Source organism: Stenotrophomonas sp. 82F1, assembly GCF_056861525.1.
In genome coordinates this window covers 372,696-385,052 of record NZ_JBSPUD010000002.1, presented here as the reverse complement: position 1 = coordinate 385,052, position 12,357 = coordinate 372,696, and the positions used below count along the sequence as shown (strand labels likewise).

The 12,357-nt window shown below is 63.7% G+C and carries 18 protein-coding genes; 11 read left to right on the top strand and 7 right to left on the bottom strand.

Annotated features, from left to right (window positions below; translation table 11 throughout):
- Window positions 1-10: 10 nt before the first annotated feature.
- Window positions 11-826 (top strand): AraC family transcriptional regulator, encoded by an 816-nt coding sequence (locus tag AC13GI_RS04135; protein WP_099818680.1) that lies wholly within the window; start codon window positions 11-13, stop codon window positions 824-826.
- Window positions 827-849: 23 nt separating this feature from the next.
- Here AC13GI_RS04135 and AC13GI_RS04130 read toward each other — a convergent pair whose 3' ends face one another.
- The 3 genes from AC13GI_RS04130 to AC13GI_RS04120 all read right to left on the bottom strand — a co-directional run bounded on the left by AC13GI_RS04130 (window position 850) and on the right by AC13GI_RS04120 (window position 2,525).
- The gene (locus tag AC13GI_RS04130; RefSeq protein ID WP_099818790.1) at window positions 850-1,380 is read right to left on the bottom strand and encodes a hypothetical protein; all 531 of its coding nucleotides are present in this window, start codon (window positions 1,378-1,380) and stop codon (window positions 850-852) included.
- A gap of 38 nt (window positions 1,381-1,418) precedes the next feature.
- Entirely contained in the window at window positions 1,419-1,787 is a 369-nt protein-coding gene (locus AC13GI_RS04125) for a YbbD-related protein (RefSeq protein WP_243379830.1), read from the bottom strand.
- Between the two features lie 117 nt (window positions 1,788-1,904).
- A complete protein-coding gene (locus tag AC13GI_RS04120; protein WP_243379827.1) occupies window positions 1,905-2,525 on the bottom strand; it encodes a hypothetical protein in 621 nt (206 codons plus the stop codon).
- 770 nt (window positions 2,526-3,295) lie between these two features.
- Here AC13GI_RS04120 and AC13GI_RS04115 point away from each other — a divergent pair.
- Window positions 3,296-3,616: a hypothetical protein gene (locus AC13GI_RS04115; RefSeq protein ID WP_099818678.1), complete on the top strand. Its 321-nt coding sequence runs from the start codon at window positions 3,296-3,298 to the stop codon at window positions 3,614-3,616.
- 183 nt (window positions 3,617-3,799) lie between these two features.
- Window positions 3,800-3,934 carry a DUF6984 family protein gene (locus AC13GI_RS04110; protein ID WP_482995577.1) on the top strand — a complete coding sequence of 45 codons (135 nt, stop codon included), beginning with the start codon at window positions 3,800-3,802 and terminating at the stop codon, window positions 3,932-3,934.
- Window positions 3,935-3,979: 45 nt separating this feature from the next.
- Here AC13GI_RS04110 and AC13GI_RS04105 read toward each other — a convergent pair whose 3' ends face one another.
- The 3 genes from AC13GI_RS04105 to AC13GI_RS04095 all read right to left on the bottom strand — a co-directional run bounded on the left by AC13GI_RS04105 (window position 3,980) and on the right by AC13GI_RS04095 (window position 5,878).
- Window positions 3,980-4,795: a hypothetical protein gene (locus AC13GI_RS04105; RefSeq protein ID WP_099818677.1), complete on the bottom strand. Its 816-nt coding sequence runs from the start codon at window positions 4,793-4,795 to the stop codon at window positions 3,980-3,982.
- Complete coding sequence (locus AC13GI_RS04100) at window positions 4,792-5,292, bottom strand: hypothetical protein (RefSeq protein ID WP_099818676.1); 501 nt, start codon at window positions 5,290-5,292, stop codon at window positions 4,792-4,794. The genes AC13GI_RS04105 and AC13GI_RS04100 overlap by 4 nt, the downstream gene beginning before the upstream one ends.
- A gap of 211 nt (window positions 5,293-5,503) precedes the next feature.
- A complete protein-coding gene (locus AC13GI_RS04095) occupies window positions 5,504-5,878 on the bottom strand; it encodes a hypothetical protein (RefSeq protein WP_099818675.1) in 375 nt (124 codons plus the stop codon).
- Window positions 5,879-6,436: 558 nt separating this feature from the next.
- Between AC13GI_RS04095 and AC13GI_RS04090 the strand changes: the two genes are divergently transcribed.
- Window positions 6,437-6,766: a hypothetical protein gene (locus AC13GI_RS04090; RefSeq protein WP_099818674.1), complete on the top strand. Its 330-nt coding sequence runs from the start codon at window positions 6,437-6,439 to the stop codon at window positions 6,764-6,766.
- Here the strand turns inward: AC13GI_RS04090 and AC13GI_RS04085 are convergent.
- Complete coding sequence (locus tag AC13GI_RS04085; protein WP_099818673.1) at window positions 6,760-7,164, bottom strand: ribonucleotide reductase subunit alpha; 405 nt, start codon at window positions 7,162-7,164, stop codon at window positions 6,760-6,762. The genes AC13GI_RS04090 and AC13GI_RS04085 overlap by 7 nt on opposite strands.
- Window positions 7,165-7,358: 194 nt before the next feature.
- Between AC13GI_RS04085 and moaA the strand changes: the two genes are divergently transcribed.
- From moaA to AC13GI_RS04050, 7 genes are all read left to right on the top strand, one after another.
- A complete protein-coding gene (moaA, locus tag AC13GI_RS04080; protein ID WP_099818672.1) occupies window positions 7,359-8,339 on the top strand; it encodes a GTP 3',8-cyclase MoaA in 981 nt (326 codons plus the stop codon).
- Between the two features lie 8 nt (window positions 8,340-8,347).
- The gene (gene moaCB / locus AC13GI_RS04075; RefSeq protein ID WP_482995576.1) at window positions 8,348-9,346 is read left to right on the top strand and encodes a bifunctional molybdenum cofactor biosynthesis protein MoaC/MoaB; all 999 of its coding nucleotides are present in this window, start codon (window positions 8,348-8,350) and stop codon (window positions 9,344-9,346) included.
- On the top strand, window positions 9,343-10,596 hold the full coding sequence (locus AC13GI_RS04070; RefSeq protein ID WP_099818670.1) for a molybdopterin molybdotransferase MoeA: 1,254 nt from the start codon (window positions 9,343-9,345) through the stop codon (window positions 10,594-10,596). The genes moaCB and AC13GI_RS04070 overlap by 4 nt, the downstream gene beginning before the upstream one ends.
- Window positions 10,596-10,856: a MoaD/ThiS family protein gene (locus AC13GI_RS04065; protein ID WP_049463966.1), complete on the top strand. Its 261-nt coding sequence runs from the start codon at window positions 10,596-10,598 to the stop codon at window positions 10,854-10,856. Before AC13GI_RS04070 ends, AC13GI_RS04065 begins: the two co-directional genes overlap by 1 nt.
- A 3-nt stretch (window positions 10,857-10,859) precedes the next feature.
- On the top strand, window positions 10,860-11,339 hold the full coding sequence (locus AC13GI_RS04060) for a molybdenum cofactor biosynthesis protein MoaE (protein ID WP_099818669.1): 480 nt from the start codon (window positions 10,860-10,862) through the stop codon (window positions 11,337-11,339).
- Between the two features lie 93 nt (window positions 11,340-11,432).
- Window positions 11,433-11,981: a molybdenum cofactor guanylyltransferase gene (gene mobA / locus AC13GI_RS04055; RefSeq protein WP_279324030.1), complete on the top strand. Its 549-nt coding sequence runs from the start codon at window positions 11,433-11,435 to the stop codon at window positions 11,979-11,981.
- Window positions 11,978-12,343 carry a hypothetical protein gene (locus AC13GI_RS04050; RefSeq protein WP_099818667.1) on the top strand — a complete coding sequence of 122 codons (366 nt, stop codon included), beginning with the start codon at window positions 11,978-11,980 and terminating at the stop codon, window positions 12,341-12,343. The genes mobA and AC13GI_RS04050 overlap by 4 nt, the downstream gene beginning before the upstream one ends.
- Window positions 12,344-12,357: the final 14 nt, after the last annotated feature.

Genomic DNA, 12,357 nt, shown 5'->3' with positions numbered 1-12,357 from the left:
GTCATTGAGAATGACTCGCATCTCGTTGCCTGGCTTTGATCTGGACCCGGACGCGACGGATCGGCCGGCAGTGGCCAGCCGCCTGCAGGTGGCCGACCACGATGCTGAGATTCCGGTGCACGACCACCGCAAGGGACAGCTGATCCTGGCGCTTCATGGCGCGGTAACCTGCGAGGTGGCCAATGCCCTGTGGATCGTGCCACCGCAGTGCGGCGTGTGGATTCCCGGCAGCCTGCCGCACAGCAACCGTGCGACCGCCAACGCGCGCCTCTGCTACCTGTTCGTCGAGCCGGGCGTCGTCGACCTGCCGCTGCACTGCGTGACCCTGTCGATCTCACCGATGGTGCGCGAGATGATCCTGCACCTGGCCGATGTGCCGCAGGACTACCCGCGCGGCGGGCACACCGATCGGCTGGCGCGTGTGCTGCTGGACGAACTGGTGCAGATGCCGGCCGAGCGGTTGTACCTGCCGGTGAGCGATCACCCCAAGATCCGTGCGCTGGCTGCGGCGCTGTCGGCCAATCCGGCCGACCGCAGCACCATCAGTGGATGGGCCAAACGCCTGGCACTGGGCGAGCGCACGTTGACTCGGTTGATTGATCGGGAAACCGGTCTGTCGTTCGGGCGCTGGCGGCAGCAACTGCACCTGCTGGTTGCGATTCGCGAGCTTGCCGGCGGCGCGGCGGTGCAGCGGGTTTCTGAAACCCTGGGCTACGAGTCGGTGACAGCGTTCATCACGATGTTCAAGAAAGCGCTGGGGCAGTCGCCTACGCGGTACTTTGCGGCGCGGCTGCGGAATCAGGATTCTGCTACTCGTGGCGATTGACGTTGACTGGCTGAAAGGAAGTATCAGCTCTCCGCGGAACTGCGTTTGTCGCGTATCGAATAGATCACTGAAAAGATCTTCCAGCCTTGCTCGGTGCGGACCAGCTGCCACATTTCCCTGCCCCAGTTTTCTTTCGCGCCATTGGCGTGGAAGCTGTAGTCGAACGACACCGATGCCACATCGCCGTCTGTGTCGATCTTCGTGTTGAAGAACTTCTCCTCTCGTGGCTCTGCAGTGGCCACGGCCTCATCGATGAGCGAGATGAAGTTGTTCGATGGGATATTTCGTGCCTTGATCGCATCGGGCTTGGCCCTGCGGATGTCCGCCAATCGCCGGTCCTCGGACACCAACTGCCAGCCAATGTCTTCCGGCTTGTCAGAGAAGAACAGCGCCATGTAGGTCGGCTTGTCTTTGTTGATCAGCGAGGTGCGGAAGGACTCGATCACCTGTTCGATCGCTTGCACATCGGCAGGCGTGCTTTGCTCTGCGTAGGCCGGAAGGCAGGGCAACAGGCAAAGGGCGAGGGTGGTGAGGACCGTTCCTGGAATGTGCATCTGTAGTGTCGGGTTGAAGGGGAGGGCGGGCATGCGCATCAGCGAGCGTACGTGCGCCAGAAGAGCACGCGATTGCCTGTGCTGCTTGTTGCGACGAAGATCGACTTGCCGAATTCGGGCTCGCAACGAAAGAAGGTATAGGAGCGCTTCAGAGCGGTCTCACTCGGCCACCAGCTTCGATTGAACAGCGCCGGCTGGGTAGCGCTGTGGTCGACGGGCCGGCAACCGGGCGGCAACAACAACTGCTTGCTGCGTGGTTTGCTGAAGGCAAGCGCGCTCACGTTTGAATCGAGGTCGTGCACCTCACGCAGGTCGGTCGCCTCCTCGGGCACCCACGCGGGAATCCAGCCCTTGGCAATCATCTCGGCGTCGACGGCTTCCTGCTTCGTGGCGTAGGAGCTGTCCATCACCAGATCCAGATCGCAGGAGGCAAGTATCAAGCAGAGTGCGAAGAGGAGGAGCAGCCTCGTGCTGCTTCTGGCAAGTTGTCGGAACGTCATTGCTGCCATGCCTTGCCTCGCGACCTACTGGGTCAAGGCCTGGAAAAGACGGTTTCGATCCGCATCGGTCATCGACCACGATTGACCGGCCGGCGCCATGCGCACGGTTTCCACCCGGCCGCAGGCCCGGTACTGCCAAGTCTCCGAGCCGTCCGCTTGCGTTGCTACATCGATCCCGTCCAGGCGCGCGCATTGCAGCCTTGCCAGTGCCATCGGCGTGAAATGGAACATGTAATGCTGCACTCTCTCGGCCGGCATTGCCGAGCCAGTCGGCAGGGGATGGGCCGGCGAATACTCGCCCAGAAGGCTGATGCAGGTCGCGGCGGCAGACAGCGTATTGCGGCCAAAGGCTCGGGAGGCATCACGTTCGACCTCATTGCCGAGCCTCTTTCCCTCCTTGCTGGCAGCGTAGGCCTGCGCCACCTGAAGCTGCGCGGGATCGAAGGTCGACAGCCAACGTTCGCGGCCGTCCTGCAACTGTAGTTTCAGGCCAGGCAGGATCTTCTGGCAGCGCGCCGAGATCGCCTGTGTCTGCACGAAGTCCTGGGCCCGATCGCTGGGAGTTGCGGCCGGCGGTGCTGCCGTCGCGTCCGCCGCCAGGAAAGCGGAGGTGATGACCAAGGCATATCCAATCCTGCTGCGCATCCTTGCACCTGTTGGAGACTGTGATGGCGCACGCTATCACGGATATTGGGTGGGGCACATTCTGGAAAGAGGATCTGACCCCGAACAGGATCGGCAACCGCTTCCATTGTCTATACTCGTGGCTATATGGGGAATCCGTCTTCATCCGCACGGAATGTCGTCCAGAGAGGGTTGTCCAGTGTGGGATGTACGCTTCGAAGGAGCGGCAGGCAATGCGATGCACTCGGCTACTGATCACCCTCCTGCTCGTCCTGGCCCAGCCGGGGTGCCGGGACGAGGTGGAGAGTTCAACGTACCCCATGGGTCAGACGGGAAAGACCTGCACTGCCTACAAGGGCTTTGATCGCCACCCTCCTGAAGTGGTTGTTGCCGAGCTCGCCAGACGGGGGTTGGATGGTCGCAGGTTGATTCATAAAACAGTCTGCGGCTCGATCACCAACTGGGAGATTCTTCCTGCGGGATCGTCGATCAATCGCATACCTCCGCCAGATTCGTATGTGAACGTCTGGATGGGGGAGGACGGCTCCGTTTCCGTCAGTACAGATCGCCCATGATGTTGGAGCATCAGCTGACGATCGAACATCGTGTCAGCGCCAATGCATCGTATGATCGCTACATCGGCGTGCATGGATTCATGCCGGCGGTGGAAAGAGGTGTTGACCGTGGCTTGCCAAGGCGCAGCAAACGGTTTCATCGCGCCAGAGAAGGTCTGGCCAAAGTGCGGCGAGCACGGGGTGCGTGAGCGCTGAAGTTTCCGCAGGGGAGGTGGGATGACTTGGATGTTGGTTGTTTTCTATGCGGCCCTCTCGGTGCTCGCGTATTTCGCAATGGTTGGTAGAACTCCCACCAGAAGGCTCTTCTCCGCGATTGGAATCATTGCGGTTCAGATGGCTTCGCTTGTCTGGATTCAGATCATTGCCAGAGCGCTGGGCTCGCAGTCCAATCATGGTTCGTATTCCGTGGGAGTCGGTGAGCTCTACCTCGCCATACGACCGATTCTCTTGTTCAACGTGACAGTGTGCATCGCGCTTGTTCTGATCTTCCTGGTTGCTCTATCCGGAAAGAAGGATGCCCGATGTCCAGATTCCTAATCTCCGGCGAGGTGCCCCTCATCCAGAGACTGCCTGATAGGTTCGAACTGTCCGAACGATTGTTGAAGGATCTCGTGCTCGCCCAGGTGGCGTGCGTGGATGTCGTCGGATTCGGGGGCGTGTTGTTGCTGTCCAGCACGACTTAGGTCTTAGGCTGTGACATTGCCGTTGTAAAGCTTGCCGATGCCGATGCCGATGCCGGTGAGAGTCACCCTGTGTCTGGACAATCACGATCAGCTCTTCGAGCTGGAGCTGTGCAAGGTGGACCTCTCACCGATCATCGGCGTCGATCTGAGGAGCGCTTTCAGCGAGCACTGACGCCTGCTGAAAGCGGTCTTCGCTGAAGGGCGTAGCGCATGGCATTCACCCTTCGGAATCGGACAGGGCCTGGCGCTGCGCTTCGGCAGCCATCCGGATTGCCTGCAGTTTCGCGTGATTCGGCGAGACGTAAGCTTCGAACGAATTGCTGCCATCTGGATAATAGAAGATCGTGCTGTTGCCTTTGGCTTTGACTTTAGGTCCCACGGATCGCGTGAGGAACTGCGAATGTAGGATGGGTTCGAAATGGACATTGCGGGCATCAGGTGCCTTGTAAGTTAGGTAGTAATCCCCGTTCGTGATCAGGCTCATTGACTTTGTATGGCCTCCAAGGAACCTCTCACTGAGCCATGGGTAGTAGTCCCGCACAACTGTCAGATCTCCGTCGACTTTGATATCCCAGCGGCCGTTGGGCGAATTGTTGTCATAAAAAATGACAGTCATGCCGGCAGGAAGGCCGGATGCAATGCCCTCGCCAAACGCGGAGGTGTCTTTGTACTCCGCGCCGAAGGTGATATTGCTCAGTTCCCAGTTGCAGGCACCACCTCCATTCACCGGCACTTTAGCCTCGAACAGTCTGCTCTGCTCCTGCTGGATGGGCTTCAAGTCCATCCGCTGATAGCCATCTCGATCATAGGGAATTCCGGAGGCAGTATGATCGGTGAAGGTGCAAGTCTTTGATCGGTAAATGACTCGCATTTCCATCGTATCGAGCTCCGTGGGGACCTTGATGGTCACATTGACCACGCCTGCATCCGTGGTGGGCGACAAGCCTCGGTCCGGTAACTCCCTGCCCGGGGTATGGCGGCAGCCGCTGAGAAGCAGGAGGGCGAGGATTGATGCCGGGATGGGAAATTTCATCTGCTGTAGTCGGGGCATGCTGATTTCTTCTGAATGCTGAGAGCTCCGTCGGCATCCGTCTTGAGGCAGAATGTGGCTTCATAGATTGCGGTATGAAAGTACCAGAGATTTGGAATGTATCGGATTGCTTGAAAGTAGTAGGTTGTGTTCAATTTCAATTGAACATTCTCCCTGTTGTCTTCTGGCCCATCCCGCTCGTAGCCGTCTGGCGTTGAGCCGTATGAAATGCAATTGCCAGGCCTTAGCTTCGTCGGCTTGGCGTCGTCCTTCAGGCTGATGGCCCAGCTTTCGTGTTGGAGTGTGTAGTGCTCCATCAGTAGCAGGTTGGCCACCGGGAACGACCGCCTCGCTTTTTGCGGGATGCAGATCGCGGGTGTGCCATCTATGAGCCTGACATCGGCCTCTTCTCTGACCAGCTGGAACGCGTGCGCCATGTTTGGGGCCACGCTGCAACCGGTGGCCACGAGCAGCGCCAAGGTGCTCTTGAAATTCTGCATTGGTTTTCTGATGACTCCGTCTGCGCAACTCTGAAAGGGCGAGCGATTCAATTGCCCTGATCGCCTTTGCCAGCATTGTCGTACCGCCAGAACGATGGGGCGTACGGCAGTCTGGAGTGGCCATGGCACGGGAGGTAATGAGAAGGGCGTCGCGTTTATGCGGGTAAAAGACGGGCCGAAATGAGGCCAGAGACGACACCCGTAGAAGCGATCACCCGCTCACCTGCAACCGCCCCACAGCCTGCGCACTCAACGCCAGGCACGCCAGCATCAGCCCTTCCATCACCCGGTCGCCCACATAGTCCTCGGGCTCGCCGTTCTGTCGGGTCCGCTCTGCCGCCAGCAGCATCTCCTGCACCACCCGCAACCCGGCCAACGCGCAATCCGCATCGGCCAGTGCCATGCAGCGCCCGGGTAACTGGTGCCGCTCCGGCCAGGGCTGCCCGTCGGCCGCAGCGCCTTTGCCGATGCGCTTCAGGTTGGCAATCAGGGTATTCGCATCCACGCAGGGCACAGCCTCTGCCAGGTCATCGGCGTTGGCCGGGTCGCTGTAGGCGTGCAGATGGGGCAGGTCAGATCCGTTCATGGCGAGGCTCCGTGCAAGGCAATCGGTAGCCGCCACACAGAGGTGGCGGACGGTACGAGGTTCGAACACCGGGTTGATCCCAAGCCGGCGGGCACGGGGCCCCCACGTACCGCCCGCCATAGCCGGCAGACGGATTGCCAGCCGGCGCCACGCAAGGTGACGCCGACTGGCAAGCGTAATCACTCAGGAACAACACGGGTGTTCGACGCCCGACCACCCGTTTTCGGTGGCACGCCATCTCAGCCCGCGTCGCTATGCAATGCCAATCAGAAGAGTTGCAAATAGCTCACGATTGGAGACGCTTTCGGCATTGAACCACGCTGTTAAGTACTGGCAGTGCTGGCTGCCGCGTTGGTCCAGCGCGACCAGGCAATCTGCGACAGGTGTCGTGGTTGTGGGCATGGAGTGAGCAGGGTGGCCGGGGCGAAGGCGACATCACAGTGAACCCGGATGCATTCCGCCGGGCACGGCCCGGCGCTACCATTCCGTCGTGCCTTGACGTTCCCAGCCACCAAGCGCAGGCTTGCCCAGCACGTTTCCTAAACACCAAGGAGACTTATGACAGCCACCGCGTCTCTGCACCCCGCGCCCGACACCCAAGGCCGTTCACGCCTCTGGAACGTCTTCTGGCTGCAGGGGGTCATTCCCAGCAACATTCTCTGGGCTGTTGCCCTCTGGGCCCTGGCCAACCAGCGCACCACGCTGGTGCTGGCGATGTTCGCCGTGCTGCTGCTCTATACCGGCTGGATCATTCCGGCGGTGTGGCGGGCGGCACCCACCGCGCGCACTCCGAATCTGGGCGTTGCTGCGCGCGGGTTGACAGTGGCCTGGGGCCTGAACACGGTGCTGCTGATCTTCTTCCTGACCCTGCAGCTGGTGGCTCAATAGAACTGGATCGGCTCACCGCTGCGGTCGAAGGCGGCGAAGCGGCCGATCTGGCCGTCGTTGATGGCGTTGACCATCAGCCGCAGCGGGCGGGTGGCCTCGTCGGTGGTCGGGGCAAAACCCGCACGGCCGTCCATCGCCGCCACGAACACCATGTCCCACTCCACGCCGGTGGTGCTGGACTCGCTGGCCAACGCCTGGAAGCTGGGCACCTCGGCCGGCAGCTTGTCCACGCACAGCACCGGCGACAGGGTGCCGCCTTCGCGGCGGTCATGTCGGTCACGCTGGTCGTCGGTGGGCGATTCGGGCAGGTCGGCGCGGGCGAATACGAACAGCAGGCGTTGCGGTTCGGCCTGTTCGCCTGCGGCCTGCAGCAGGTGCTGGAAATCGTTCATCATCATGATGGCTGTCACACGCACACGGCACGGAAAGCCGCATGCTGCCACAACGCCTGCGCGGCGTGGCCGGCGGCGATTGATTTAAGTCATCCCGTTGTCAATGCCTGCCGCGTAGGCTGGCGTCAGTCTCAGCAGGCGAGGGTATCCGGGCCGTTCCGGGCACAGGCAAGACGGTGGAACAACAAGGTGGACCAGCCATGAGCCAACTCACCGACGGATTCGGGCGCAGCTTTCCCTACCTGCGCCTGTCGTTGACCGAGGCCTGCAACTTCCGTTGCAGTTACTGCCTGCCCGATGGCTACCAGGCCGATGGCCGCCCGCGCTTCCTGGCGGTGGACGAGATCGCGCGCCTGGTGCGCGCGTTTGCCATGCTGGGGATGACCAAGATTCGTCTTACCGGTGGTGAGCCCAGCCTGCGCAAGGACCTGGACGAGATCATTGCCACGGTGGCGGCCGTGCCGGGCATCCGCAAGGTGGCCATCACCACCAATGGCACGCTGCTGCCGCGCCGCCTGCCGGGCTGGCACCGCGCCGGCCTGACCGCGCTGAACGTGAGCATGGACAGCCTGCAGCGCGAGCGCTTCAGCACCATCACTGGCCACGACCGCCTGCCGGAAATCCAGCAGGGGCTGGAGATGGCGCAGGCACTGGGCCTGCCGGCCATCAAGCTCAACGCGGTGCTGCTGCGCGGCCTGAACGACGACGAGCTGCCGCAATGGATGGACTTCCTGCGCGACCGTCCTTTCAGCGTGCGCTTCATCGAACTGATGCGTACCGGCGACAACGAAGCCTATTTCCAGCGGCACCACCTGCGTGCCGAACACGTGATCGACCAGCTGCATGCCGCCGGTTGGCATGAGCGCCCGCGCGCGGCCGATGCCGGCCCGGCGCGTGAGTTCAGCCACCCGCAGCATTGCGGCACGGTGGGCATCATCGCTCCGTATTCGCGTGACTTCTGCAAGGGCTGCAATCGCCTGCGGGTCACCGCCAAGGGCGACCTGCGGCTGTGCCTGTTCGGCGAATTCGGCGTGCCACTGCGCCCGCTGCTGCAGAGCGACGATGACCAGGACGCGCTGCTGGCACGCATCACCACACAGCTTGGCCTGAAAGCGGCCGGGCACGGATTGCATCAGGGCCAGACCGGGTTGACCCCGCACCTGGCGTCGATCGGAGGATGAGGAACACGATGAGTGGTGAATTGACTGCGGCCTTCCACATGGCCGATGTGCGCGACAAACGCGTTACCCGCCGCCGCGCGGTGGCGGTGGGCGAACTGCATGCCGGACCGGTGGCCTACCCGCTGATTGTCGAGCGCCGCCTGCCCAAGGGCGATGCGCTGGTGATGGCCGAGATTGCCGGCCTGCAAGGCGCGAAGATGGCCTCGCTGCTGATGCCGCTGTGCCACCCGCTGCCGCTGGAGCTGGTGCAGGTGTACTGCGCGCCTGTGCCAGAACGGCAGTCGATCCGCGTGTGGTGCGAGTGCGCCAGCGAGGCCCGCACCGGTGTGGAGATGGAAGCACTAGCCGGGGTGAACGCCGCACTGCTGACCCTGTACGACCTGAGCAAGCCGGTGGAGCCGGCGCTGCGTATCGAGGGCATCCGCCTGCTGTTCAAGGAAGGCGGCAAGCGCGGCCTGTGGCTGCACCCTGATGGCATGGACGATGGTGAGCGCGAGCGCTTCAGGCCGCGCCCGCCGAAGGGCTTGAACGGTGCGGCCTGCGCGGTGATCACCCTGAGCGATCGCGCGAGCGAGGGCACGTATGCCGACGAGTCCGGGCCGAAGCTGGTGAGCGGGCTGCAGTCGCTCGGTGGCGAGGTGGTGGCTGCCGAAGTACTACCCGATGGCATCGAACCACTGGCGGGCCGCCTGCGTGCGCTGGCGGGCGAGGGCGTACGCCTGTGCCTGTGTACCGGCGGCACCGGGCTTGGCCCGCGCGACCTGACCCCGGAAGCGCTGCGTTCGTTGAACGCGCGCCCGGTGCACGGCCTGGCGCAGATGGTGCGCGCGTTGAGCGCGCAGCACACGCCGATGGCCTGGCTGAGCCGTGCCGAGGTGGTGCAGCTGGATGACATGCTGGTATTTGCACTGCCGGGCAGCCCTCGTGCGGCCGCGCAGTGTCTGGACATTCTGGCGCCGGTGCTGGGCCACGCGCTGGCGATGGTCGATGGCGGTGGCCACGCATGATCGCCTACAGCGAAGCGCTGCAGCACTTGATGGAGGCAGCCACACCGCTGCCGGCCGAGCGGCTGACGCTGCATGAGGCGGGTGGTCGCATCCTGGCCACGGACATCATCAGCGGGCAGTCGCTGCCGCCGTTCGACAATTCGGCGATGGACGGCTTCGCGCTGCGCGCCAATGGCACGCCCTTCGAAAGCGGTACCGGGTTTGCGGTGCAGGGCTGGCAGGCCGCAGGCGATGCCGGTGCCGAGGGCGGCGAAGGTGCCTGGGAAATCATGACCGGCGCGCGCATGCCGGTTGGGCTGGATACGGTGGTGCCGATCGAGAACGTGGAGATCCTCGCCAGCGAGGATGGCCGGCCGACCCGCATTGCGTTGAAGAGCGCGGTGAAGCCTGGCCAGAACGTGCGCCTGCGCGGGCAGGACGTGGAAGAAGGCGAGCGCGTGCTGCAGGCCGGGCAGGCGCTGGACATCAATGCGCGCACCCTGCTGCATGCCATCGGCGTGGCCGAGGTCGCGGTGGTGGCACGGCCGAAGGTCGCTGTCATTGCCACCGGCAAGGAGCTGGTGACCGAAGCGGCGCAGGCGCTGGACTCCGGACAGATCCGTGACAGCAACCGGCCCTATCTGATCGGCCGCCTGCAGGCCGCCGGTGCCGAGGTGGTGTGGCAGGGCACGGTGGGCGATGAGGTGGCTGCCTTCGATGCCGTGTTGGATGACGCGCTGGCGGCAGGGGCGCAGGTGCTGGTCAGCACCGGTGCGGTGTCGGCGGGCCGCTACGACTTCATTCCCGATGCGTTGCGCGCGCGTGGCGCCCGCATCGTGTTCCACAAAGTGGCGATCCGCCCGGGCAAGCCGCTGCTGTTCGCGGTGCTGCCGGGCGGCGCGCTGTATTTTGGCCTGCCCGGCAACCCGGTGTCGGCGGCAGTGGGGCAGCGCTTCTTCGTGGAACCGGTGCTGCGGCGCCTGCTGGGTCTGGCCGCCGAGCCGCTGCTGCAGCTGCCGTTGCAGGCCGACGTGCGCAAGCCGCCGGGCCTGCGCTTCCACGCGCGGGCGCGGGTGGAAGTGGACGCGCAGGGGCGCTTGAGCGCGCGCGTGCTGGCGGGCCAGGAATCGTTCCGTTTGAAATCCATGCTGCAGGCCAATGCCTGGGTGGTGCTGGAGGGCGAGGGTGACCTTGCCACGGCCGGCACGCCGGTGCGCGTGCAGGGCTGGGGCCATCAGGACCCGCTGCAGCTGGCGAACCAGGAGTCATGATGAAACAGGTGAATCTGCAGTTGTTCGGTGCGTTTTCCGATCTGGATGCCAGCCGCGAGATCGCGCTGGAGGTGGCCGGTGGCACCGTGGCCGATCTGCGCCAGGCGTTGCGTGAGCTGTTGCCGGTGCGCTTTCCCGGCTTCCGCGCCGGGTTGCTGGACTATTCGGCCTTCGCCGACCAGCAGCGCGTGCTGCGTGACCACGAGGCGCTGCCCGCCGATGGCAAGGTGGCGATCCTGCCGCCGGTGAGTGGGGGCTGAGCCATGAGCAACGTGACTGCGAAAGTGGTGGACCGCGCGCAGCGCGCCATCGATCCGGCCGAAGGCATCGCAGCGGTGTCCGACCCGGCATTCGGCGGCATCGATGTGTTCATCGGCAAGGTACGCGACTTCAATGTGGGGCGGCCGGTGACCGGCATCACCTATGACCTGTTCGAACCGCTGGTGCTGAATGAGATCCAGCGCTTGGCGGCGGAGATCGAGGCGACGTTCGGGCCGAAGCTGAAGTTGTACGTGGCACATGCCAAGGGCCGTCTGGGCATTGGCGATGTGGCGGTGGTGGTGGCTGCGGGCAGCCCGCACCGTGATGAAGCGTTCCGCGCGTGCCGGCAGCTGATCGAGGCGGTGAAACACCAGTGCCCGATCTGGAAACAGGAACATTACGAAGACGGCGACAGCGAGTGGAGCGAAGGCTGCACGCTGTGTCACGCGGACAGTGAACCGGCACATGAGCACCACCATTGACCCCAGTAGATCCACGCCATGCGTGGATGGAGCCTTCCCCTCGCGCCCGGCAGGGGCAGCCACGCATGGCGTGGCTCTACTGGGGTTTCCCGCGTGAACACGACCATCGCCGGCATCGTGCTGGCCGGTGGCCTGTCCAGCCGCATGGGGCGCGACAAGGCGCTGCTGCCCTGGCAGGGGCGCGCGCTGCTGGAGCACATGCGCGGCACGTTGCGGCTGGCCGGGGCAGACCGCGTCTGGGTGAGCGGACGTTACCCGGCCTTCGGCGGCGTACCCGACCAGATCACACGGTGCGGGCCGCTGGGCGGCCTGTTCAGCGTGGCAATGCAGATGCCCGATGGCCCCGCCTGGGTGGTGCCGGTGGATACGCCCCGTCTGACCCCGGATCTGCTGCGGCAATTGCGTGACGGGCATCGCAGCGCTTGCACGATCTTTGACGGGCATCCGCTTCCGATGCTGTTTAATGTGGACAATGAAAGTCGCACGATCCTCGAAAACATGATCCACGATCCCCTCGGTCCGCGTTCCCTGCAGGCCCTGCAACACCGGCTGGACGCGCAGACCCTGCGCCTGGCCCAGGCTGATGAAAGCGCCCTGGTCAATTGCAATACCCCCGCCCAATGGGAGGACGTTGCCTCATGAAGGTGCAGTTGCACGAACAGACGATGCGCCTGCGCCTGGACGAGGCCGAGCTCGCGCAGCTGCTGGCCGGTGAAACGGTGGAAAACGTGACCCGGTTCGGTGGCAGCGGTGGTTGGGGTACGGCCGTTTCGCTGCATGGTGGCGAATCGGCCGTGCTGCTCGACAGCGGCACCGATTGCCGCCTGGTGCTGCCACGGTCTTCCGTGGAGGACCTGGCCGGGCGCCTGCCGTGCCGTGATGGCCTGGCCTTTGCGCTGTACCTGGACGACGGCACCACGCTGCAGCTGCAGTTCGATGTGGATGTACGCGACAGCGTGCGCCAGCGCGGGGCGACCCGCCGCAGTTCCGCATCATCGGTTTGACATTTGTCAGGGGC